The organism is Pseudomonas sp. H1h (genome assembly GCF_000633255.1).
Taxonomy (GTDB): Bacteria; Pseudomonadota; Gammaproteobacteria; order Pseudomonadales; family Pseudomonadaceae; genus Aquipseudomonas.
The window spans coordinates 1-22,039 of sequence record NZ_AYMJ01000017.1 but is presented as its reverse complement, the minus strand read 5'-3'; the positions used below and the strand labels follow the sequence as shown (position 1 = coordinate 22,039).

The window sequence follows — 22,039 nt, the reverse complement described above, 5'->3', positions numbered from 1 at the left end:
CTCCCCACCCTTGCAGTGGGAAAAGTCCGTGAGTCATGCCAGCGCTTTCAGAGTCGCGTCGATATCCTGCAAGACCGTGGCCTCACCCTTCTCGCCCCAGTACAAGGCGATCATTTGCTTGTCGGCCTCGACCTTGAAGACATTGCCTGGCAATTTTTCGAAATGATTGAGCAGCGCCCGGTCTTCGCAGACTTCCTGCCATTGATTGACCCACACCCCCGGCGATTTCTGCCAATAGGTCCAGCACGCCGGCTGACTGCCACGCCGCGGTCGATGGTATTGCGCACACGGGCTCGGGGGCTCCTGAGACAGCCAGTGCGGCCACTCCTGAGGCGCCAGTTGCATGGCCAGCCCGATGCGCCGCGCCTCCATGCGCAGGGCCATCCGGCCGCTCTGCACGCGCGATGGGCGCAACCATGCCAGTGGGCTCAGAACCACCAGCAGGATTGACACCACCAACCAGACCGTCATATCTCTACTCCCGACTTATAGGTAAGCGCATTGTGTCACTTTGGAACCAATGCGCTTGAAACCAGCCATACTTAACAATATTGAACTGTCACGAGGAGCACCTCATGCCCTACTCCCACATCCTGGTCGCCGTAGATCTGACCGAAGAGTGCGACCCAGTGATCCACCGCGCCCGAGAGCTGTCGGTGAGCAATGGCGCCAAGCTGTCGCTGGTGCATATCGTCGAACCGATGGCCATGGCGTTCGGCGGCGATGTGCCAATGGATCTGTCACAACTGCAACAGCAACAGTTCGATCAGGCCAAGGAGCGCCTTGAGCGCCTGAAACTCAAATACACCGAGCTTGAAGGCGCCAACTGCCACCTGACCTACGGCCAGCCACGCCAGGAGATCCACCACTTCGCCAAGGAGCAACTGTGTGACCTGATCGTGGTCGGCAGCCATGGCCGTCACGGCTTGGCGCTGCTGCTGGGTTCGACCGCGAATGATGTGCTGCACGGAGCGCCGTGCGACGTACTCGCCGTACACCTGGTCAAACGCTGAAACACATGAGCCGGTGGAAGCCGGATTGCTCGCGCAAGCGTCGCGCACCTGCCATTGATCTCGGCCGACACAACGCCTTCGCGAGCAAGCCTGCTCCACATTTGATCTACCTTGGCCTGTAGATCGCATTGCATATGAAAAGCCCGGCGCTCATCACTGAGCGCCGGGCTTTTTTGTTAGCGGATCAATCAGGCATCCAGCTCGGCCCAACGCTCCACCAATGCATCAAGCTCAGCCTGCAACTGCTCAAGCGAAGCAATCACCTTGGCAGTCTCGGCCGCTGGGCGCTGGTAGAAGCCGGCTTCGGCCATTTCAGCCTCGACGGCAGCAATCTGCTGTTCCTTGGCGTCGATGTCACCCGGCAACGCTTCCAGCTCGCGCTGCAGCTTGTAGCTCAGCTTCTTCTTGGCGGCGGGGGCAGCAGCAGGTGCAGCAACTGGCGCAGGCTCAGCGGTGACCACCGCCGAATTCAGGTCAGCCTTGCCGGACTTGCTCTCGGTCACGCCCAGCAGGCGCGGCGAGCCGCCCTGACGGATCCAGTCCTGATAGCCACCGACGTATTCACGAACCTTGCCTTCACCTTCGAAGACCAGCGTACTGGTGACCACGTTGTCGAGGAATGCCCGGTCGTGGCTGACCATCAGCACAGTGCCGTTGAAGGTCAGCAGCACTTCTTCGAGCAGTTCGAGGGTTTCCACGTCGAGGTCGTTGGTCGGTTCATCGAGCACCAGCAGGTTCGCCGGCTTGCTGAACAGCTTCGCCAACAGCAAGCGCGCACGCTCGCCGCCGGACAACGCCTTCACCGGCGTGCGGGCACGCTGCGGGCTGAACAGGAAGTCACCGAGGTAGCTCAGCACGTGGCGGCTCTGGCCGTCGATGTCGATGAAGTCACGACCTTCGGCGACGTTATCGATCACGGTTTTTTCCAGGTCCAGCTGATGGCGCAACTGGTCGAAGTAGGCCACGTCAATCCGGGTGCCCTCTTCCACTTTGCCGCTGGTCGGTTGCAGACCGTTGAGCATCAGTTTCAGCAGGGTGGTCTTGCCGGTACCGTTAGCGCCCAGCAGTCCGATACGGTCGCCGCGCTGCAGGACCATCGAGAAGTCCTTGATCAGGAACGGGCCGTCCGGGTGATGGAAGCTGACATTTTCCAACACCATCACTTGCTTGCCGGACTTGTCAGCAGTTTCCAGCTGAATGTTGGCCTTGCCGGTGCGTTCGCGACGCTCGCTGCGCTCAACACGCAGGGCTTTCAAGGCACGCACGCGGCCTTCGTTACGGGTACGACGGGCCTTGATGCCCTGACGGATCCACACTTCTTCCTGGGCCAGACGCTTGTCGAACAGCGCGTTGGCGGTTTCTTCAGCGGCCAGAGCGGCTTCTTTGTGCACCAGGAAACTGGCGTAGTCGCCGTTCCAGTCGATCAGGCCGCCGCGATCCAGTTCGAGGATGCGCGTGGCAAGGTTTTGCAGGAAGGAACGGTCGTGCGTGATGAACAGCACGGCGCCCTGGAAATCCTTCAGCGCTTCTTCGAGCCAGGCAATCGCACCGATGTCCAGGTGGTTGGTCGGTTCGTCGAGCAGCAGCAGATCCGGCTCGGACACCAGCGCCTGCGCCAGCAGCACGCGACGACGCCAGCCACCGGACAACTCGGCGAGGGTCTTGTCGGCCGGCAGTTGCAGGCGGCTCAGCGTGCTGTCGACCAGGGTCTGTAAACGCCAGCCGTCACGGGCTTCGAGGTCGTGCTGAACGTGCATCAGCTTGTCCAGATCGGCGTCGGTGACGATGTTCTGGCTCAGGTGATGGTATTCGGCGAGCAAGGCGCCAACGCCATCGAGGCCCTCGGCAACCACGTCGAACACGGTCCGCTCGTCGGCCACCGGCAATTCTTGCGGCAATTCGCCGATTTTCAGACCGGGGGCACGCCATACCGAGCCGTCATCGGGCTTCTGGTCGCCCTTGACCAGTTTCATCATGCTGGACTTGCCAGTGCCGTTGCGGCCGATGATGCACACCCGCTCACCACGGGCGATCTGCCAGGACACCTTGTCCAACAACGGCATCGCGCCGAATGCAAGGGACACATCGCTGAATTTGAGCAGGGTCATGAGCTTCTCCAAAAACCGGGCGCGCATTCTACCTGAGTTAGGCCCTCAACAGGCCGGCAATTTGTCTGCCGAAGCACTCTGCACAACATTTGTTGCGAACTTGTGCTGCGAGACCCGCAAAGCTTTCGCCCGTTGCTGGCAAAAGGCTAAGCTACAGACAATTCAGTGCTGGCCACGGCCGGTGCTTGTCATGATTTCTCTGCCCGGATGTCTCATGCGCAGTCGCCTTTTCAGTGTCTTGTCCTGTTTGCTACTTACCGCCGCTGCCGCTCAATCCGCCCAGGCGGTGGACCTGTCCACCCAACGCCAGTATTACGATGAAGCCAAGCGCGCCCTGGCCAAGGGCGATACCGGCCCGTACTTCCGTTACAGCCAGGCCCTGGCCGATTATCCGCTGGAGCCTTACCTGGCCTACGACGAACTGACCGCGCGCCTGAAGTCCGCGAGCAACGCCGAGATCGAGAAGTTCCTCGCCGAGCACGGTGACCTGCCCCAGGCCAACTGGATGAAGCTGCGCTGGTTGCGCTGGCTCGCCGACCGTGGCGACTGGGCAACTTTCGTCAAGTATTACGACCCGAAACTCAATTTCACCGAACTGGACTGCCTCAACGCGCAATACCAGATCAGCAGCGGCCACAAGGCCGAGGGTTACGCCAACGCCGACAAACTGTGGCTGACCGGCAAATCACAACCGGCAGCCTGTGACGCGCTGTTCGGCATCTGGGCCGCCGACGGTCAGTTGACCGAACAGAAGCGCTGGGAACGCACCAAACTCGCCGCCCAGGCGCGCAACTATCCACTCGCCAACAGCCTGGTCAACGGCCTGACCACCCTCGCCCCGCGCGGTCGCCTGCTGGTGGATGTGGCGCAGAAGCCAGAGTTGCTGAATCAGCCGTCGCGTTTCACCCCGGCGGATGAACCAATGTCCGACGTGGTCAGCCTCGGCCTGCGCCGTCTCGCCCGTCAGGATCCGGACAAGGCCATGGCCCTGCTCGACGGTTACGCCAGCAGCATGCACTTCTCCCGTGACGAGAAAGTCGCGATCGCCCGGGAAATCGGCCTGACCCTGGCCCGGCGTTTCGACAGCCGCGCGCTGGACGTGATGACCAAATACGACCCGGAACTGCGCGACAACACCGTTTCCGAATGGCGCCTGCGCCTGCTGTTGCGTCTGGCACGCTGGGACGATGCCTATCAGTTGACCCGTCGCCTGCCGCAGGATCTGGCGACCACCAACCGCTGGCGTTACTGGCAGGCCCGCAGCCTGGAACTGGCGCAGCCACAGAACCCGGAAGCGCAGACGCTGTACAAGAATCTGGCGAAGGAACGTGACTTCTACGGTTTCCTCGCCGCTGACCGCTCGCAACTGCCCTACTCGCTGGTCAACAAGCCGTTGGTACTCAGCCAGGCGACCATCAACAAGGTGCGCAACACCCCCGGTGTGCGTCGCGCCCTGGAATTCCATGCCCGTGGACAGATCGTCGACGGGCGCCGCGAGTGGTACCACGTCAGCCGTCATTTCAACCGTGACGAAATGGTTGCGCAGGCCAAACTGGCCTACGACCTGAAGTGGTACTTCCCGGCGATTCGCACCATCAGTCAGGCGCAATACTGGGACGATCTGGACATCCGCTTCCCGATGGCGCACCGCGACACCCTCGTGCGTGAAGCCAAGGTCCGTGGCCTGCATTCCAGCTGGGTATTCGCCATCACCCGCCAGGAAAGCGCTTTTATGGACGACGCCCGCTCCGGCGTCGGCGCCAGCGGCCTGATGCAACTGATGCCGGGCACCGCCAAGGAAACTGCGCGCAAATTCAGCATCCCGCTGGCCTCGCCGCAGCAAGTGCTCGATCCGGACAAAAACATCCAGCTCGGCGCCGCGTACCTGAGTCAGGTACACAGCCAGTTCAACGGCAACCGCGTACTTGCCTCCGCCGCCTACAACGCCGGCCCCGGCCGCGTGCGCCAGTGGCTGCGCGGTGCCGATCACCTGAGTTTCGACGTGTGGGTGGAAAGCATCCCGTTCGACGAAACCCGTCAGTACGTGCAGAACGTGCTGTCTTACTCGGTGATCTACGGGCAGAAACTCAACTCGCCGCAACCGCTGGTGGATTGGCATGAGCGGTACTTTGATGATCAGTGATTACATGGCTGACACCGAGTAACAAAAAATGCCCTTATCGCGAGATAAGGGCATTTTTTTTAGGCGCTATCGGGTCGGTTACTTAGTCGATTACAGGTTCGGTGACCGAGTTCGTTGCAGCACTCTGACCATCATTGAACTGCAACGCCGCCAGCCGCGCATACAGCGGGTTGCTGACGATCAGCTCCTGATGCGTACCGATTGCCACCAATTTGCCCTGATCCATCACTGCGATCCGGTCGGCGTTTTTCACCGTGGCCAGACGATGCGCGATCACCAGCGTGGTGCGGTTTTGCATCAGGCTGGGCAAGGCTTCCTGGATCAAGTGTTCGCTCTGCGCATCGAGGGCGCTGGTGGCTTCGTCGAGCAACAGGATCGGCGCATCCACCAACAACGCACGGGCAATCGCCAGGCGCTGACGCTGGCCGCCCGAAAGGCCGAGGCCACCATCGCCCAGATGCGTCTGGTAACCGTTGGGCATTTTCTCGATGAAGTCATGGGCGTGGGCGATCCGCGCGGCGTCCTTGACCTGCTCCAGCGTTGCGCCCGCATTACCGTAACGAATATTTTCTTCGACACTGCCAAAAAACAGCGCCGGCGATTGCGAGACCAAGGCAAAGTTGCGACGCAGATCCAGCGGGTCAAGGCTGGTCAGTGGCACGCCGTCAATCAGGATCTGCCCCTCAATCGGGTCGTAGAAACGCAACAACAGGTCGTACACCGTGGACTTGCCGGCACCGGATGGCCCCACCAGCGCCAGCGTCTCGCCGGCCTTGATAGTCAGATTCAAGCCGTTGACGGCGTAGCTTTCCGGACGCGACGGGTAGGAAAAGCGCACATCCTGCAATTGCAGTTCGCCCTGGATGCGCTCCGGCAAGGTCACCAGCCCGGTGGTCGGGGGCAGGATGATGTTCTGCGAACCCAGCAGTTCGGCGATGCGCTCGGCGGCACCCGCCGCACGTTGCAGCTCGCCGATCACCTCGCTCAAGGTGCCAATCGCACTGCCGACGATCAGGCTGTAAAAGACGAACGCAGCCAGTTCGCCACCGGTGATGCGGCCGGCAATCACGTCCATGCCGCCGACCCACAACATCACCGCGACCGCGCCCAGTACCAGCACGATCACCATGGTGATCATCCATGAGCGCTGAAAAATACGCTTGCGTGCCGTATCGAACGCATCCTCGACCGTCGCGGCGAAACGTCGCTCATCCTGCACCTGATGGTTGTAGGCCTGCACGGTCTTGATCTGACCGAGGGTTTCGGAAACATAGCTGCCGATATCGGCAACCCGGTCCTGACTCAACCGCGACAGATTGCGCACCCGCCGACCGAAAATCAGTATCGGGGCAACCACGAACGGCAACGCAATCACCACGATGCTGGTGAGTTTGGCGTTGGTCACGAACAGCAGCACGACGCCGCCGATGACCATCAGCAGGTTGCGCAGAAACATCGAGAGTGAAGAGCCAATCACCGATTGCAGCAACGTGGTGTCGGCGGTCAGCCGCGACTGAATCTCCGAACTGCGGTTGTTCTCGTAGAAACCGGGGTGCAAGTACACCAGATGGTTGAACACCTCGCGTCGGATATCGGCCACGCAGCGCTCACCGATCCAGGACACCCAGTAAAACCGCGCGAACGTGCCGATCGCGAGGCCAAGCACCATCAACATGAAGATGCCGATGCTCTGGTTCAACTGGTGCGGCGACTGGGTCATGAAACCCCGATCGACCAGCAACTTGATCCCCTGCCCCATCGACAACGTGACAGCGGCGGTGACGATCAACGCCAGCAGCGCACCGATGACTTGCCAGCGGTAAGGGGCCAGAAATCGACTGGTCAGGCGCAGAGCGCGACGGTGTCGTGAAGAAAGCTTCGGGGTCATTCAGGTACACATCCGTGTTGGTGAAAGGGCTAGCCTAAACCTTCTATGGGGCGGAACTCTGTAAATCACAATGAGTCAGGTTAAATATGCCCCCAAAGACTAGGCCATAGTTGCTATTGGTCTAATGTCCCGGTTGAGACGAGCGGTCATTTCTGTTGGAGTGGAGATGCCGCTTTTGAAAGACCTCAGGGAGTTGTCACAGCCTGGTCACGTGGCGGTTTTAATCTACGCGTACAACCTGATGAGGAGACAGGCCATGTCCTTGCAACACAGCAGCGAAGACAAGATTCAAGTGATCCGCACCAAGCCCGGCCAACCTCTGGGTTGCTCCATTATTGACAAGGATGGGCGTGAAGTACCGATCACTGAAGACATGATCCAGGACGCATGCCGCGAACTGGAGAAGCGATTGGTCAAGCCTGCCGAACAAAAGTGACATAGCCACCGCCTTCCTGACCCGGCCCGTTTTGGCCGGGTTTTTTCTGTGTGCCGATCCGGTTGTTTTGGTGCGACCTTCGCGAGCGGGCTCGCTCCCACAGGGGGGATCTTCATTGAATGAGAGATCCCTGCTCGCGAAAAAGGCCGACTCGGTTCTAGACCGCCACTGCCCCCAGCGCCGCCACAATCTGCTGCAACTGCGGCGAGTCCCCTTCGATTCGCACCTGCAAGCCTTCAATCTCGCGTCGCACGGGATACTGCTTGCGCAACACATCGAACGCCGCACGCTGTTCACCGACATTACCTACAAGACTGCGGCGAAAATCCGCATCGTCGCGGCGCGGGTCGTACACTCCACGGCACAACATCGCCAGCGCCCAAGCCGGATCACTGCCAGCGTGCAGGGTCACTTGTGACAGCCACGGTGCAGGCAGTAACTCACTGAGCTGGATGCTCGCCGGCTGTCCGATAAATTCACAGTACGCCTGATAGATCTGCGCCGTGCCGCGCTGTTTGCCGTCCAGGCTGTAGCCGGCAATGTGCGGCGTCGCCAGCACGCAGAGCTCGGCCAACGCCACATCGACTTCGGGCTCTGCCTCCCAAACGTCAAGCACCGCTTGCAGGTCTTCGCGCTGCAGCAGCACCTTGCGCAGTGCAGCGTTATCCACCACCGGACCACGCGCGGCATTGATCAGCCAGGCACCGGGTTTGAGCTGTTGCAAACGCTGCTGATCGAACAGATGCCAGGTGGCCCCTGCTCCGTTGCGGGTCAGCGGGGTGTGCAGGCTGATCACGTCGCACTGCTCGATGATCTGTTCCAGGCTGACGTAGTCGCCACCCTCGGCCGCCTGACGCGGCGGATCGCAGACTTTCACGTTCCAGCCCAGTCCTTTGAGCACCTTGATCAACCGACCACCGACCTCACCGGCGCCGACCACGCCATAGGTGCGCTGCGTCAGATCGACGCCTTCGATTTCGGCGAGGGTCATCAGGCTGCCGAGCACGTAATCGACCACACCGCGGGCATTGCAGCCGGGAGCGCTGGACCAGGTGATCCCCGCTTCGGTGAAGTAATCGAGATCCAGATGATCGGTGCCGATGGTGCACGTCCCCACGAAACGTACCCGGCTGCCTTCGAGCAACGCCCGATTGACGTTGGTCACCGAGCGCACCAGCAACACATCGGCGTGTTCGACCGTCGCACGGTCGATGGAACGGCCCGGCACCCGGCGGATCTCGCCGAAACCGGCAAAAAAGGCATCGAGCAACGGGATATTTTCGTCGGCAACAATCAGCATGGCGGGCTCCTATAGCGGATCGGCAGTTTAGGTGCAGATGGGCGGTTGGGCCAGAGGCCTTGCGATTACAAATCCGCAACAGAGGATTTTTCCTGACTGTCACGTCAGCGGCGTAGAATGCGGCGCCTTGCGCATCAACACCTGTGGACGCTTTGCCTGTGAACTCTGTAACTGAACAACCTGTCGCCGTCTCTCTCAACCGCCCCGCGCGTATCCGCCTGGAGTTCAAGAACCTGCTCGCCCTGGCGCTGCCGATCATCATCGCGCAGTTGGCGACCACGGCCATGGGCTTCGTCGATGCGGTGATGGCCGGGCGCGTCGGGCCCAAGGATCTGGCGGCAGTCGCACTGGGTAACTCGATCTGGGTCCCGGTATTTCTGCTGATGACCGGCACCCTGCTGGCCACCACACCGAAAGTCGCCCAGCGTTTCGGCGCCGGCACCCACAGCGAGATCGGCCCGATCGTCCGTCAGGCGTTGTGGCTGGCGCTGGTGGTCGGCCTGATCGCGACGGCGATGCTGGTGGCCGCCGAGCCGGTGCTGCACCTGATGAAGGTCGATCCCGAACTGATCGGCCCGTGCATGCAGTACCTGCACGGCATTGCCAGCGGACTGCCGGCGGTGGCGTTCTATCACGTGCTGCGCTGCACCAGTGACGGCATCGGTCGTACCCGCCCGGCGATGGTGCTGGGTCTGTGCGGTCTGGCACTGAACATTCCGCTGAACTACATCTTCATTTATGGCCACTTCGGCGTGCCGGCCATGGGCGGCGTCGGCTGCGGCTGGGCCACGGCCATCGTGATGTGGGTCATGGCGCTGGGTCTGGCCGGTTGGGAGCGCTGGGCGCCAGCCTATCGTTCGAGTGAGATCTTCAGCCGCTTCGACTGGCCACAATGGGCGGTAATCAAGCGTTTGCTGGCGATTGGCCTGCCAATCGGCATCGCGGTGTTTGCCGAGTCGAGCATCTTTGCCGTGATCGCCCTGCTGATCGGCAGTCTCGGCGCCACGGTGGTCGCCGGGCATCAGATCGCACTGAACGTCAGTTCGCTGGTGTTCATGATTCCGTACTCGCTGGGCATGGCGGTGACCGTACGAGTCGGCCAGGCCCTGGGCCGTGAAGAACCACGCGAGGCGCGCTTCGCCGCCGGCGTCGGCATGGGCACCGCGTTGGCCTACGCCTGCCTGTCGGCAAGCATGATGCTATTGCTGCGCGAGCCGATTGCCGCGATCTACACTGCAGACCCGACGGTGATCCACATCGCGGCGATGCTGATTGTGTACTCGGCGCTGTTCCAGTTTTCCGATGCGATTCAGGTCACCGCCGCCGGCGCTCTGCGCGGTTATCAGGACACCCGGGTGACGATGATCCTGACCCTGTTCGCCTACTGGGGCATCGGTCTGCCGGTGGGTTACGCTCTCGGCCTGACCGACTGGCTCGGCGAACCGCGTGGCCCGAGTGGCTTGTGGCAAGGCCTGATCGTCGGCCTGAGCTGTGCGGCGCTGATGCTGTCGATCCGCCTGACCCGCAGTGCGCGCAAGCGTATTCGGATCAGTCGTTCGGTGGGCTAAGCCCCTTAACGCAAGACAAAAAATGTGGGAGCGAGCTTGCTCGCGAATGCGGTGTATCAGTCGCCATTGATCGTGACTGACATACCGCTTTCGCGAGCAAGCCCGCTCCCACATCAGGTTTTGTGTTTGGCTCGGACTCAGGCGTGTTTCTTGCGGATCCAGTACAGATAAGTACCGGCCTCTTCGTGCTGACCGACCAGTTCGTGGTCAAGAAACACGCAGAACTTGGGAATGTCGCGACGGGTCGAGGGATCGGTGGCAATCACCTTGAGCAGGCCGCCGGGCACCAGATCACGAATGTGCTGGTGCAGCATCATCACCGGCTCCGGGCAATTGAGGCCGGTGGCGTCTAGGGTGCCATCGACCGGGGTATCAATCATTTCACTCATGATTCACTCCTGAAACTGACCGGCATTGTCGCGCATTGCCGGGGGCATCGTCTAACCCCTGTGGGACCGGGCTTGCTCCCACAAGGCGTTACGGTGTGTCAGCGGGATTTGGCTTTCTTGATGTCATGCCGGCGCAGGTGGCAGGTCACTTCCTCGCGATCGTGATACAGCTGCTTGCAGCCAATATCGACCTTGATCCCACGGGCCTTGAAGCCATCGGCAATGCGCTCGAGCAAGCGTTTCACTTCGGCATAGCGCTGCTTCATCGGCAACTTGAGGTTGACCACCGCCTCCCGGCAATGGCCCTCGCCGATCCACTCTTCAAGCATCGCCGCGTTGCGCGCCGGCTTCTCGACGATATCGCAGACCATCCAGTCCACCGGCTGCTTGGGCTTGAAGGTGAACCCGTCAGCCATCAAGTGCTGCACCAGGCCGGTGTCCATCAGGCTTTCAGCCATCGGGCCGTTGTCGATGGCGGTCACCAGCATGCCGCGGTTGACCAGTTGCCAGGTCCAGCCACCGGGCGCCGCGCCGAGGTCGACGCCGGTCATGTCACTGTGCAGACGCTCGTCCCACTGGTCACGCGGGATGAAGTGGTGCCAGGCCTCTTCCAGCTTCAACGTCGAACGGCTTGGCGCCTCGCGCGGAAACTTCAGGCGCGGAATGCCCATCGGCCACATCGCCGAATTACCGGCATCGGCCATGCCGAGGAACACTTCGCGACCACTTTTGAACGTCAGCAGCAGACGCGGCTTGCTGGCGTCCTCCACCAGTTTGCCGGCGGCGGTCAGTGCCTTGCGCAGCGGGCCTTCGAATTTCTTGCAGAAGTTCGACAGTTCCTTGCCGTCATTGGTATCGACGACTTCCAGCCACAGGCTGCCGAACACCGGGAAATCGGCCATGTGCGCAAGGATGACGCTGATGCGGTCGTTTTCCGGCAGATCGATGAAGATACCGCGCGCCCATTGCCGCGGGAAAATCAGTTCGGCGAAACGCTGGCCGCGCATCAGGCGTTCAGCGCCGTCTGCTTCAGTGCAGACGAACTCGGCGTAGGCCGTGGCCGCTTTGGCCTTGGCGTAACCGGCGACGTTCAACTGGGCGGCGAGGTCGGAAATCTCCGAACAGACTTCGCCTTCGAAGCCTGGCCGGCAATGCATGAATAGGGTGTTCATTCTTACTCCTGGGCAGAGGGCGGACATTCGGCCCCTGCACGATGCTCAAGCCTTGCATTGAAGCAAAGCCTGTCACGAAAACCGGCGCATGATAGCCGATGTCGGAACCTTGGACTTGCCCATAGAGTCCAGTTATTAGCCAGCTACTGAAAACAGGGCTACGTTGATAGCTCTGCCCGTCCCCTCAGTCCGTAGCCGTGCGGACTCAAAGGAGTGATCGTAATGCCGTCCCTCGATAGTCTGAAGACCCTTAAAACACTGCAAATCGACGACAAGACCTACCACTATTTCAGCCTGCCGGACGCAGCGAAAAGCCTTGGCAATATCGACAAGCTGCCAATGTCGCTGAAAGTCCTGCTGGAAAACCTGCTGCGCTGGGAAGATGAAAAAACTGTCACCGGCGCCGACCTCAAGGCGATCGCCGCCTGGCTCAAGGAGCGGCGCTCCGACCGGGAAATCCAGTACCGCCCGGCCCGCGTATTGATGCAAGACTTTACCGGCGTACCCGCCGTGGTCGACCTTGCCGCGATGCGCGCTGCCATGGCCAAGGCCGGCGGCGATCCGCAACGAATCAACCCGCTGTCGCCGGTGGATCTGGTGATCGACCACTCGGTGATGGTCGACAAATTCGCCACCGCCAGCGCTTTCGAACAGAACGTCGACATTGAGATGCGGCGTAACGGCGAACGTTATGCCTTCCTGCGCTGGGGCCAAAGCGCCTTCGACAACTTCAGCGTGGTGCCACCCGGTACCGGGATCTGCCACCAGGTCAACCTCGAATACCTCGGGCGCACCGTGTGGACCAAGGATGAGGACGGCCGCACCTACGCGTTCCCCGACACGCTGGTCGGCACCGACTCCCATACCACCATGATCAACGGCCTCGGCGTACTCGGCTGGGGCGTCGGCGGGATCGAGGCGGAAGCGGCGATGCTCGGCCAACCGGTGTCGATGCTGATTCCGGAAGTGATCGGCTTCAAACTCACCGGCAAGCTCAAGGAAGGCATCACCGCCACCGACCTGGTGCTGACGGTCACGCAGATGCTGCGCAAGAAAGGCGTGGTCGGCAAATTCGTCGAGTTCTACGGTGACGGCCTCGCCGACCTGCCACTGGCGGATCGCGCAACCATCGCCAACATGGCCCCGGAATATGGCGCAACTTGCGGCTTCTTCCCGGTCGATGACGTGACTCTGGAATACCTGCGCCTGTCCGGCCGACCGCCGGAAGTGGTGAAACTCGTCGAGGCTTACACCAAGGCCCAGGGCCTGTGGCGCCTGCCCGGTCAGGAACCAGTGTTCACCGACAGCCTGGCGCTGGACATGAGCAGCGTCGAAGCCAGTCTGGCCGGGCCGAAACGCCCGCAGGATCGCGTCTCGCTGCCGAATGTGGCGCAGGCCTTCAGTGATTTCATGGACCTGCAATTCAAGCCCACCAGCAAGGAAGAAGGTCGCCTGGAAAGCGAAGGCGGTGGTGGTGTGGCCGTGGGTAACGCCGATCTGATCGGCGAAACCGAGTACGAATACGAAGGCCACACCTATCGCCTGAAAAACGGCGCGGTGGTGATCGCCGCGATCACCTCCTGCACCAACACCTCCAACCCGAGCGTGATGATGGCGGCCGGTCTGTTGGCGAAAAAAGCCGTGGAGAAAGGCCTGACGCGCAAACCGTGGGTCAAGAGTTCGCTGGCACCGGGTTCAAAAGTGGTGACCGACTACTACAAGGCTGCCGGGTTGACGCAGTACCTCGATCAACTCGGGTTTTCGCTGGTCGGTTACGGTTGTACAACGTGCATCGGCAACTCCGGCCCCTTGCCGGAACCGATCGAGAAAGCCATTCAAAAAGCCGACCTCACCGTCGCTTCGGTGCTGTCCGGCAACCGCAACTTCGAAGGCCGGGTGCATCCGTTGGTCAAGACCAACTGGCTGGCCTCGCCGCCGCTGGTGGTCGCTTACGCCCTGGCCGGCAGCGTGCGTACAGACATCAGCACTGAGCCGCTGGGTGAGGACAAACAAGGCAACCCGGTGTACCTGCGTGACATCTGGCCGAGCAGCAAGGAAATCGCCGAGGCGGTGAGTCAGGTCAACACCGCGATGTTCCACAAGGAATACGCCGAGGTGTTCGCCGGCGATGAGCAATGGCAGGCGATCCAGGTGCCACAAGCCGCCACCTATGTGTGGCAGGACGATTCGACCTACATTCAGCATCCCCCGTTCTTCGATGACATTGGCGGACCGTTGCCGGTGATCACTGACGTCAAAGGCGCGCGGGTGTTGGCACTGCTCGGTGATTCGGTGACCACCGACCACATCTCCCCTGCCGGTAACATCAAGGCTGACAGTCCGGCCGGGCGCTATCTGCGCGAAAAAGGCGTGGAACCGCGGGACTTCAACTCCTACGGTTCACGCCGTGGCAACCATGAAGTGATGATGCGCGGCACGTTCGCCAACATCCGTATCCGCAACGAAATGCTCGGCGGCGAAGAAGGTGGCAACACGATCTACATCCCCAGCGGCGAGAAGATGGCGATCTACGACGCTGCCATGCGTTATCAGGCCGATGGCACGCCGTTGGTGGTGATTGCGGGTCAGGAATACGGCACCGGCTCCAGCCGCGACTGGGCGGCCAAGGGCACCAACCTGTTGGGCGTCAAAGCGGTGATCGCCGAAAGTTTCGAGCGTATTCACCGCTCCAACCTGGTGGGCATGGGCGTGTTGCCGCTGCAGTTCAAGCTTGATCAGAACCGCAAGAGCCTGAACCTCACCGGCAAGGAAACCGTGGATATTCAGGGCCTGACCGGTGTCGAGCTGACGCCGCGGATGAACCTGACCCTGGTGATCACCCGTGAAGACGGGCGGCAGGAGAAACTTGAAGTACTGTGCCGCATCGACACGTTGAATGAGGTGGAGTACTTCAAGTCCGGCGGGATCCTGCATTACGTGTTGCGGCAGTTGATTGCCTCGTAACACGCACGCCTCAGGACTTGAATCCACTGTGGCGAGGGCGCTTGCTCCCCCGCCACAAGTTCACCTGCCACAAATATCCCTGCACTTTTCCATAGGCGAAAAAAAACCCGCCGAAGCGGGTTTTTCCCAAGACCAATATCGACTCCCTGTCGGCAGCGATCCTTGCTAATGGTCGATCATCCGTGATCCTGAAACACTCCCTGTGTCTCAGTTGATGGGTGTAGATTACGCCGTGGATCCAATCGGCAATAGTCGAAAAAGCTACCACCGCGTGTAAGACATTCGCTATAGAAGCCCTTCCGAAAACCCTTACGCCTGTCAGCCTTCAAGCAGCAAAGCCGCGATGTGCGCGACGCTCAGCTGCCCAGTGGCCCGTTCCTGCTGGTCATCCTCCAAAAACCAGGCGGCAGACAATCCGGCGAACGCCAGCACCCATTGCAGCACCCGTCGGCGATCCAGCTTGGCCACTTCGACAATCACCTCAACCTGTCGCCGGACACGCTCCGGGTCGGCAGCCGTCGGCAGATCCGGGTTGCAGATCAGGTTCGCGTAATCAAAACCGCGCTCACCGCGCACCCGCTTGGGATCGATCGCCAGCCAGCCGCGAGTACCGAAATCGAGGACATTGTCGTGGTGCATATCACCGTGCAGCACCACTATCTCTTGCGGGTCAGCGAGCAACGCTTCAGCCGCTTGCAGGCTCACGGCATAAGCGCCGCCATGTTCGGCGGCGGCCATTCGCAGTGAGGCGAACCACGGCGCCAGCTCCACCAGCGGCGGTGGCGGTGTCGGACGCGGTGCATGCAGGTGCGCCAGCGCCGTGCACATGATCCGTGTGGCGGTGTCGTCTTCACCATTGAGCGCCATGTGCATCAGCGAACGCCGGCCCATGGCCCGTTCCAGCAGCAAACCGTCCTCGTGATGAGCCAGCACCTGCGCGGCGCCATCACCGTCCCACCAGGTCATCAGCCGATTGCCATACTTTTCGTCGGTATCCAGCGCGATCTTGAGCATGGCCGGTGCATCGGCAAAACGCACCGGTAACAGGCGGCTGCCCGGGGTGATGATCGGCTCACCGTCCGGCACCAGCGCCCAGCGTTGCAGCCACGGTTCGAACATGGCGTCATCAGTCACCGTCACGCTCGCGGGTCTTGGCGCTTTCGGCGAGAAACTGTTCGAGTCGACTCAGTTGTTCCTCCCAGCCACGGCTGTCCATGTAATACGCCTCTTTCTGCCGCACATCGGGAATATGCGCAAAACCGGATTCGGACACCTTGAGCAACGTGCCGCCCTCGTAATCCTGCAGCTCGAACTTGACCAGTGTCGTCGGCTCCTGGGAGTAATCGATTTTCGGATTGACCGCGTACGGGTGCCAGCGAAACGAGAACAACTGCTGCGGCTCGACCCGCTCGACCAGCACGTTCCACAGGACATGTTCATAACCCGGGTACGTGACCTGCCCTTGCGTCCATTCGCCGGCAATGAACCGCCTGCCCTCCAGCGCCACACCAAACCACTGGCCAAACGCCTCGGCATCGACCAATGCGCGCCAGACATAAGAACGCGGCGCCTTGAGCGTGATTTTGCGTTCGAAACTATTGGGTACTGGTTTCATAAGTCACCTCCTGTTCTGAACAGTAGGCTTGTATGACCACATGTCCAACCTGAAGTTGTATCAAAGGGCTGCGCCTGTTCAGTCCAAAGGAAACATTCGGCGGCATTTCTGATCGTTGAAAGAGTGAATGACTGACGCATCCCTCCCAGTGAACCTGCTACCTTTTCCAGCGAAACGGAAACAAACAAGGACGAAGCATGCAGCCCTCCCTATCAGAACGTTATCGCGGCGCCCTGCTCGGCCTGGCTTGCGGCGACGCCGTTGGCACCACGGTGGAGTTCAAACCGCGAGGCTCATTCCAGCCGCTGACAGACATGGTCGGCGGAGGCCCCTTTCACTTGAAGCCTGGGCAATGGACGGATGACACCTCGATGGCGCTGTGCCTCGCAGAGAGTCTGCTGACCAAAAACACATTCGATGCGGCGGATCAAATGGGACGCTATCTGAACTGGTGGCAATGGGGATATCTCAGCTCGACGGGGGATTGTTTCGATATTGGCATGACGGTCAGTCAGGCACTGTCGCAGTACCAGCAAACCGGTCAGCCCTTTGCTGGATCAACCGACCCGTTTACCGCCGGCAACGGCTCGCTGATGCGGTTGGCGCCAGTGGTGCTGTTTTCCTCCCTGTCGCCCAACAAATCCGCCAGTTCGCCAGCGACAGTTCGCGGACAACCCACGCGGCCCCTGAAGCCATCGAATGCTGTCAATTGTTTGCCGAACTGATTGCCAACGCGCTGCTCGGCGCCTCCAAAACCGAGTTGTGCAGACTGCCGCTCTCAACCTTCACTCAACCTAAAGTTGCCGCAATTGCTCGAGGAGATTATCTGGCCAAATCAGTCACTGAAATCCGTGGCAGCGGCTACAGCGTTGAGTCACTGGAAGCCGCGCTGTGGTGTTTTCATCACACCGACAGTTTCGCAGCAGCGATTCTGCAAGCCGCCAACCTGGGCGATGGTGCCGACACCACTGCCGCGATCGTCGGTCAATTGGCCGGGGCCTATTATGGCGTTAGGGCGATTCCTGCCCACTGGCTGGAAATGCTCCATGACGGCGAGGAGATTGCAGCCACCGCAGATCGCCTGCTCGAAGCCTCCCGGCTGCGCGTTCCTGAATAGAAGCACCACAGCCGATAAACTGTTCTGCACTTTCATCCGACACAGTGAGATTACTCATGTCCCCACGCCTGCTCATAGCCCTGACACCCTTCCTGCTCACGCCTATCGCCCACGCCGCCGTCGACTGCGCCAATGCCAGCGATCAGGCCACCATGAACCAGTGTGCCGGGCAGGAATTCAAGGCGGCGGACAAGGAGCTGAATGCGGTGTATCAGCAGATCACCGGTCGGTTGAAAGACAACGCCGACGCCAGAAAGCTGCTAGTGAGTGCACAGCGGGCGTGGATCGAATTTCGTGATGCCGAATGCAAGTTTTCGGCGTCCGGGGTAGACGGCGGGAGCGTTTATCCGTTGATTTACAGCAACTGCCTGACCGGGGTGACCAAGGTGCGGGTCGACGCCCTGAAGCAGTATTTGAAGTGTGAGGAAGGTGACATGAGTTGCCCGGTGCCTGGGGCCTGATTTTGTAGTTGCTCAAAATTAATTATTGTTATTCGATAATTTATCATCGAGAATTCGCTACCCAATTGAAACAACCAGGAATTCTCATGAGTACTCACATCAACGGATTGGCGCTGCAGCGCATGCATTGGATCGGGCTGCTGGCAGCGATTCTTGTCTGGGTTCTGGGTGTGACGGAGGTCGGCGGCAACGCGACGATCTGGTTCTTCAAAAAGGATGAAATGCTCGCGGGCCTGCTCTATGCCTTTGCTGAAGGCTCACCGCAATTGCTTGACCCGTTTGTCGAGGGCGCGCTGCTTGATCCTGCGACCTGGCTGTCGTCGACGGTCACTGCGCTGATCGTTCTTCTGGACTTCCTGCCCGTTGCTCTGTCGGGCTACGCGTTATGGCTGACGGGGCTGTTTTTCCTGCGCTTGTCGCGCGGCGAAACCTGGACCGACCGCAACATCAGGGTCCTGTGGCGAGTGGGCATACTGTGCATCGTTTCTCCGGCAGCCTATCCGCTGGTAGAGACCTTGCAAGGTCTGGCGCTGTCGATAGATCTGCCGCCGGGGGATCGGATTTTTCAGTTCTCGATCGGCCTGTCTTCCGCTTCTGCCTACGAGATAATCAAAGGCGTATTGCTCTGCATATTTTCAATTATCATGCGTGACGCAAAAGTACTCAGCGATGAGCAAAGTCAATACATATAGAACAATATAATGACCATTATCGTCCGCCTTGACGTTGTCATGGCCACGCAAAAAATTCGCTCGAAAGAGTTAGCCGCCCTGCTGGGCATCACCGAGGCCAACCTGTCATTGCTGAAGAATGGCAAGGTCAAGGGCGTGAAAATGGCCACGCTCGACAAACTCTGCGCAGCGCTCAATTGCCAGCCAGGCGATCTGCTGGAATACCAGAAAGACTGAGCCTTGCCGGCCACGAGTTATTTGTCGCGCGCCTCATCCGTTTAACTTCTATTCAATCCTTAGTTGCAAGGCGTCTTTGTCATGTCCCGTTATTTGTTCTGCGTCCTGTTAATGCTCACCGCGTTGCTTGGCGGCTGCGCCACGCAAATAGACGTAGCACTCAATGCAATACCTGATCCGGACTATCAGTTCGACCGAAAGGCAACAGTACTTGTGACCTCGGCGAGCGCCGCCGATGAGAATGCACTCAATGCCCGCTACTATCTTCGTGATATGGTCAACGCACTGAAAGACCTGGGCTTCCTGGAGGTTTATACCGACGCCAGCCTGCCCAGGAACCACGCGCCGATCAAAATGACCATCACGCTCGACATTGGTAGCCGGCAGGTGTCTTACCGCTATACCGCGACCGACTATGGGCAAGTGCCAACCAGCACTTCGACCGTGTGCAAGAACACCAAGAAAAAAGATGACCGACTGACCTGCACCAGTACCCCCAATACCACTTATGGCCCGGTGGGCACCTCTGAGCGAATCGGTTACACCACCCTCAGCACCTTCATTGCCACCGCCCGCGATGAGGCGAGCAAACGCACGGTGTATCTGCTGCGGGCGTCGTCTTATAACGAGGACTGCCAGGCAGCCAAGGTCGAAGCCTTTCTGGTGGAGCAAGGTCTGCAGAACCTGAACTTCCAGGACCGTGTGCAACGCAACTACAGCATCACGATGCCCGAGGGTTACAGCTGCAAATAGTCCGTTGCAGAATGAAAGCGCATCGATGCGCAAGCTGAGTCACCGATAACGAGCTTCACAGCACATGCGCAGCCCGCGTGAGCCTGTGCTGTGAAGCTTTTTGCGGCTACACGTGCGGATCACCGGGTGGCTTGGCCGGCGCCGCATATTGCGGCTTGAGGTGGCCATCCTGGTCCAGCAGCCAGGCGTCCATGATCTGCCGCACCACAGGACCCGCCACCCGACCACCGGCCTCACCGTTTTCGATCATCACCGAAATGGCGATCGTCGGATGCTCTGCCGGCGCGAAGCCGACGAACAAGGCGTTGTCCCGGTGGCGTTCGAGGGTTTTCTCGCGGTTGTAGCGCTCGCCCTGCTTGATCGCCACCACTTGCGCGGTACCACTCTTGCCGGCAATGCGGTATTGCGCACCGGCCGCAGCGGCGCGAGCAATACCCCGGGCATCGTGCATCACCATCTGCATGCCGTGGTTGACCTGATCCCAGTCACGCGGATTCTTCAGCAGGATGTTGGGCATTGGATGTTCGTCGACCGGTGCCACACCATCGACGGTCTTGGCCAGGTGTGGACGGTTCCACACACCCTTGTTGGCAATCAGCGCAGTCGCCTGGGCCAACTGTAGCGGCGTGACCTGCATGTAGCCTTGGCCAATGCCGAGAATGACCGTTTCACCCGGGAACCACGCCTGACGGCGCGTGGCGCGCTTCCAGGCCTGCGACGGCATCAATCCGGGCGACTCTTCGAACATGTCGAGCGAGACTTTTTCACCGAGACCGAACATGGCCATGTAGTCGTGCAACCGATCAATGCCGAGCTTGTGCGCGAGGTCGTAGAAGTAGGTATCGTTGGAACGCATGATCGCCGCGTCCATGTCCACCCAGCCGTCGCCGCTATGGTTCCAGTTACGGTACTTGTGATCGAAGTCCGGGAGTTGGTAGTAGCCCGGATCGAAGACACGGGTCTGCGGGGTGACCACGCCGGCATCGAGGCCTGCAATCGCCACCTCAGGCTTGATGGTCGAACCCGGTGCGTACAAACCGCGCAGCACTCGGTTGAACAACGGTCGGTCGATGGAATCGCGCAGCGCCGAGTACTCCTTGGAGCTGATGCCGGTGACGAACAGATTCGGGTCGAAACTCGGGTTGCTGACCATCGCCAGCACTTCGCCGGTGGCCGGATCCAGCGCCACCACCGAACCACGGCGGTCTCCCAGTGCCGCTTCGGCAGCCTCCTGCAGTTTGACGTCGAGGCTCAGCACGATATTTTTGCCTGGAACCGGATCGGTGTGCTTGAGCACTCGCAGCACTCGGCCCTGAGCGTTGGTCTCGACCTCTTCATAGCCGACATGGCCGTGCAACTGCGCTTCGTAGAAGCGTTCGATGCCGGTTTTGCCGATAGATTGCGTACCGCGGTATTCGACCGAATCCAGAGTTTTGGACTCTTTCTCGTTGATCCGGCCGACGTAACCGATCGAATGCGCGAAGTGCGGCCCCAGCGGGTAATGCCGAACGAACTGCGGCTCGACATCCAGGCCAGGCAAGCGGAACTCGTTAACCGCTAACACAGCGATCTGTTCTTCCGTCAGCTCGTAGAACAGCGTCACCGGGGTGAATGGGTGACGGGACTGCTTCATGGCCTTATCGAAAACGCTACGATCTTCTGCCGGCAGATGCAGGAGATTGATGACCTCGTCCAGCTCCTGGTTGACGTTAGTGGCGCGTTCGCGGGTGATGATCAGGTTGTAACTGGGGCGGTTGTCGGCGAGCAGTACGCCGTTGCGATCATAGATCAGGCCGCGAGTCGGCGGGATCGGCAAGACGTGGACGCGGTTGTTTTCGGAAATGGTCGAGTGATAGTCGTATTCAACCACTTGCAGGATGTACAAGCGCACCACCAGCGCACAGCTGATAGCGAAGACGAACAGAGCGCAGGCGATCAACCGCTTGTTGACCAAGCGCTTCTCTTTTTCGTGATCCTTGATCGGGATGGGTTCTGGCATTTCTACAGCAACTCTTCGACAAAAAATGAGTGCCTGTCCGTGGGCATGACATCAGTCCGTTAAAAACGAGCTGCACCATACCAAAAACCGGGCGGTCACTTCAGAAGGTTTTTCCCCAGTGGCTGTCCCGGCGACGGCTGGAACGCCCGCACCTCAGTCGTAGCGCCTTGTGTGGCGAAGCAAATCACTTTCCTGCGGGCAAAAC

General features: G+C 60.1%; 18 protein-coding genes and 1 pseudogene. 10 read left to right on the top strand and 9 right to left on the bottom strand.

The genetic code is table 11. The annotated features are described in order from the left end of the window. Positions 1–33: 33 nt before the first annotated feature. On the bottom strand, positions 34–471 hold the full coding sequence (locus U862_RS0114515; protein WP_025111052.1) for a hypothetical protein: 438 nt from the start codon (positions 469–471) through the stop codon (positions 34–36). A gap of 104 nt (positions 472–575) precedes the next feature. Between U862_RS0114515 and U862_RS0114510 the strand changes: the two genes are divergently transcribed. Continuing rightward, positions 576–1,013 (top strand): universal stress protein, encoded by a 438-nt coding sequence (locus U862_RS0114510; protein WP_025111051.1) that lies wholly within the window; start codon positions 576–578, stop codon positions 1,011–1,013. A gap of 188 nt (positions 1,014–1,201) precedes the next feature. Here the strand turns inward: U862_RS0114510 and U862_RS0114505 are convergent, their stop codons facing one another. Next, entirely contained in the window at positions 1,202–3,121 is a 1,920-nt protein-coding gene (locus tag U862_RS0114505; protein WP_025111050.1) for an ATP-binding cassette domain-containing protein, read from the bottom strand. A gap of 214 nt (positions 3,122–3,335) precedes the next feature. Between U862_RS0114505 and U862_RS0114500 the strand changes: the two genes are divergently transcribed. After that, the gene (locus U862_RS0114500; protein WP_025111049.1) at positions 3,336–5,264 is read left to right on the top strand and encodes a transglycosylase SLT domain-containing protein; all 1,929 of its coding nucleotides are present in this window, start codon (positions 3,336–3,338) and stop codon (positions 5,262–5,264) included. Between the two features lie 82 nt (positions 5,265–5,346). On the opposite strand, the gene U862_RS0114495 is transcribed toward U862_RS0114500, so the two are convergent. After that, complete coding sequence (locus tag U862_RS0114495; RefSeq protein WP_025111048.1) at positions 5,347–7,152, bottom strand: ABC transporter transmembrane domain-containing protein; 1,806 nt, start codon at positions 7,150–7,152, stop codon at positions 5,347–5,349. 256 nt (positions 7,153–7,408) lie between these two features. Between U862_RS0114495 and U862_RS0114490 the strand changes: the two genes are divergently transcribed. Beyond that, entirely contained in the window at positions 7,409–7,588 is a 180-nt protein-coding gene (locus U862_RS0114490) for a PA1571 family protein (RefSeq protein ID WP_025111047.1), read from the top strand. Between the two features lie 157 nt (positions 7,589–7,745). On the opposite strand, the gene pdxB is transcribed toward U862_RS0114490, so the two are convergent. After that, entirely contained in the window at positions 7,746–8,888 is a 1,143-nt protein-coding gene (gene pdxB / locus U862_RS0114485; protein ID WP_025111046.1) for a 4-phosphoerythronate dehydrogenase PdxB, read from the bottom strand. A 158-nt stretch (positions 8,889–9,046) separates the two neighbouring features. Here pdxB and U862_RS0114480 point away from each other — a divergent pair, with 158 nt between their 5' ends. Then, positions 9,047–10,456, top strand: a complete 1,410-nt coding sequence (locus U862_RS0114480) for an MATE family efflux transporter (RefSeq protein ID WP_025111045.1) — start codon at positions 9,047–9,049, stop codon at positions 10,454–10,456. 137 nt (positions 10,457–10,593) lie between these two features. Here the strand turns inward: U862_RS0114480 and tusA are convergent, their stop codons facing one another. Further along, positions 10,594–10,845 (bottom strand): sulfurtransferase TusA, encoded by a 252-nt coding sequence (gene tusA, locus U862_RS0114475; RefSeq protein ID WP_025111044.1) that lies wholly within the window; start codon positions 10,843–10,845, stop codon positions 10,594–10,596. Positions 10,846–10,943: 98 nt separating this feature from the next. Next, on the bottom strand, positions 10,944–12,017 hold the full coding sequence (gene rlmM / locus U862_RS0114470) for a 23S rRNA (cytidine(2498)-2'-O)-methyltransferase RlmM (protein WP_025111043.1): 1,074 nt from the start codon (positions 12,015–12,017) through the stop codon (positions 10,944–10,946). A 222-nt stretch (positions 12,018–12,239) separates the two neighbouring features. Between rlmM and acnA the strand changes: the two genes are divergently transcribed. Then, positions 12,240–14,981 (top strand): aconitate hydratase AcnA, encoded by a 2,742-nt coding sequence (acnA, locus tag U862_RS0114465; protein ID WP_025111042.1) that lies wholly within the window; start codon positions 12,240–12,242, stop codon positions 14,979–14,981. Positions 14,982–15,299: 318 nt separating this feature from the next. Here the strand turns inward: acnA and U862_RS0114460 are convergent, their stop codons facing one another. Continuing rightward, positions 15,300–16,100 (bottom strand): aminoglycoside phosphotransferase family protein, encoded by an 801-nt coding sequence (locus U862_RS0114460; RefSeq protein WP_025111041.1) that lies wholly within the window; start codon positions 16,098–16,100, stop codon positions 15,300–15,302. A 7-nt stretch (positions 16,101–16,107) separates the two neighbouring features. Further along, entirely contained in the window at positions 16,108–16,596 is a 489-nt protein-coding gene (locus tag U862_RS0114455) for an SRPBCC family protein (RefSeq protein ID WP_025111040.1), read from the bottom strand. Between the two features lie 197 nt (positions 16,597–16,793). On the opposite strand from U862_RS0114455, the pseudogene U862_RS0114450 reads away from it, so the two are divergent. From U862_RS0114450 to U862_RS0114430, 5 genes and pseudogenes are all read left to right on the top strand, one after another. Continuing rightward, positions 16,794–17,713 (top strand): annotated as a pseudogene (locus tag U862_RS0114450) (ADP-ribosylglycohydrolase family protein). A 56-nt stretch (positions 17,714–17,769) separates the two neighbouring features. Next, on the top strand, positions 17,770–18,174 hold the full coding sequence (locus U862_RS0114445; protein WP_025111039.1) for a lysozyme inhibitor LprI family protein: 405 nt from the start codon (positions 17,770–17,772) through the stop codon (positions 18,172–18,174). Positions 18,175–18,260: 86 nt separating this feature from the next. Next, positions 18,261–18,866 carry a DUF2975 domain-containing protein gene (locus U862_RS0114440; protein ID WP_049828010.1) on the top strand — a complete coding sequence of 202 codons (606 nt, stop codon included), beginning with the start codon at positions 18,261–18,263 and terminating at the stop codon, positions 18,864–18,866. Positions 18,867–18,875: 9 nt separating this feature from the next. Continuing rightward, positions 18,876–19,082 carry a helix-turn-helix transcriptional regulator gene (locus tag U862_RS0114435; RefSeq protein ID WP_025111037.1) on the top strand — a complete coding sequence of 69 codons (207 nt, stop codon included), beginning with the start codon at positions 18,876–18,878 and terminating at the stop codon, positions 19,080–19,082. Positions 19,083–19,163: 81 nt separating this feature from the next. Beyond that, positions 19,164–19,835: a hypothetical protein gene (locus U862_RS0114430; protein WP_025111036.1), complete on the top strand. Its 672-nt coding sequence runs from the start codon at positions 19,164–19,166 to the stop codon at positions 19,833–19,835. A gap of 106 nt (positions 19,836–19,941) precedes the next feature. Here the strand turns inward: U862_RS0114430 and mrdA are convergent, their stop codons facing one another. Then, on the bottom strand, positions 19,942–21,834 hold the full coding sequence (gene mrdA / locus U862_RS0114425) for a penicillin-binding protein 2 (protein ID WP_025111035.1): 1,893 nt from the start codon (positions 21,832–21,834) through the stop codon (positions 19,942–19,944). Positions 21,835–22,039 lie beyond the last annotated feature (205 nt).

Coding starts and splice junctions, on each gene's coding strand:
- U862_RS0114515 (WP_025111052.1), bottom strand. CDS start 471: ATGACGGTCTGGTTGGTGGTGTCAATCCTGCTGGTGGTTCTGAGCCCA.
- U862_RS0114510 (WP_025111051.1), top strand. CDS start 576: ATGCCCTACTCCCACATCCTGGTCGCCGTAGATCTGACCGAAGAGTGC.
- U862_RS0114505 (WP_025111050.1), bottom strand. CDS start 3,121: ATGACCCTGCTCAAATTCAGCGATGTGTCCCTTGCATTCGGCGCGATG.
- U862_RS0114500 (WP_025111049.1), top strand. CDS start 3,336: ATGCGCAGTCGCCTTTTCAGTGTCTTGTCCTGTTTGCTACTTACCGCC.
- U862_RS0114495 (WP_025111048.1), bottom strand. CDS start 7,152: ATGACCCCGAAGCTTTCTTCACGACACCGTCGCGCTCTGCGCCTGACC.
- U862_RS0114490 (WP_025111047.1), top strand. CDS start 7,409: ATGTCCTTGCAACACAGCAGCGAAGACAAGATTCAAGTGATCCGCACC.
- pdxB (WP_025111046.1), bottom strand. CDS start 8,888: ATGCTGATTGTTGCCGACGAAAATATCCCGTTGCTCGATGCCTTTTTT.
- tusA (WP_025111044.1), bottom strand. CDS start 10,845: ATGAGTGAAATGATTGATACCCCGGTCGATGGCACCCTAGACGCCACC.
- rlmM (WP_025111043.1), bottom strand. CDS start 12,017: ATGAACACCCTATTCATGCATTGCCGGCCAGGCTTCGAAGGCGAAGTC.
- acnA (WP_025111042.1), top strand. CDS start 12,240: ATGCCGTCCCTCGATAGTCTGAAGACCCTTAAAACACTGCAAATCGAC.
- U862_RS0114460 (WP_025111041.1), bottom strand. CDS start 16,100: ATGTTCGAACCGTGGCTGCAACGCTGGGCGCTGGTGCCGGACGGTGAG.
- U862_RS0114455 (WP_025111040.1), bottom strand. CDS start 16,596: ATGAAACCAGTACCCAATAGTTTCGAACGCAAAATCACGCTCAAGGCG.
- U862_RS0114445 (WP_025111039.1), top strand. CDS start 17,770: ATGTCCCCACGCCTGCTCATAGCCCTGACACCCTTCCTGCTCACGCCT.
- U862_RS0114440 (WP_049828010.1), top strand. CDS start 18,261: ATGAGTACTCACATCAACGGATTGGCGCTGCAGCGCATGCATTGGATC.
- U862_RS0114435 (WP_025111037.1), top strand. CDS start 18,876: ATGACCATTATCGTCCGCCTTGACGTTGTCATGGCCACGCAAAAAATT.
- U862_RS0114430 (WP_025111036.1), top strand. CDS start 19,164: ATGTCCCGTTATTTGTTCTGCGTCCTGTTAATGCTCACCGCGTTGCTT.
- mrdA (WP_025111035.1), bottom strand. CDS start 21,834: ATGCCAGAACCCATCCCGATCAAGGATCACGAAAAAGAGAAGCGCTTG.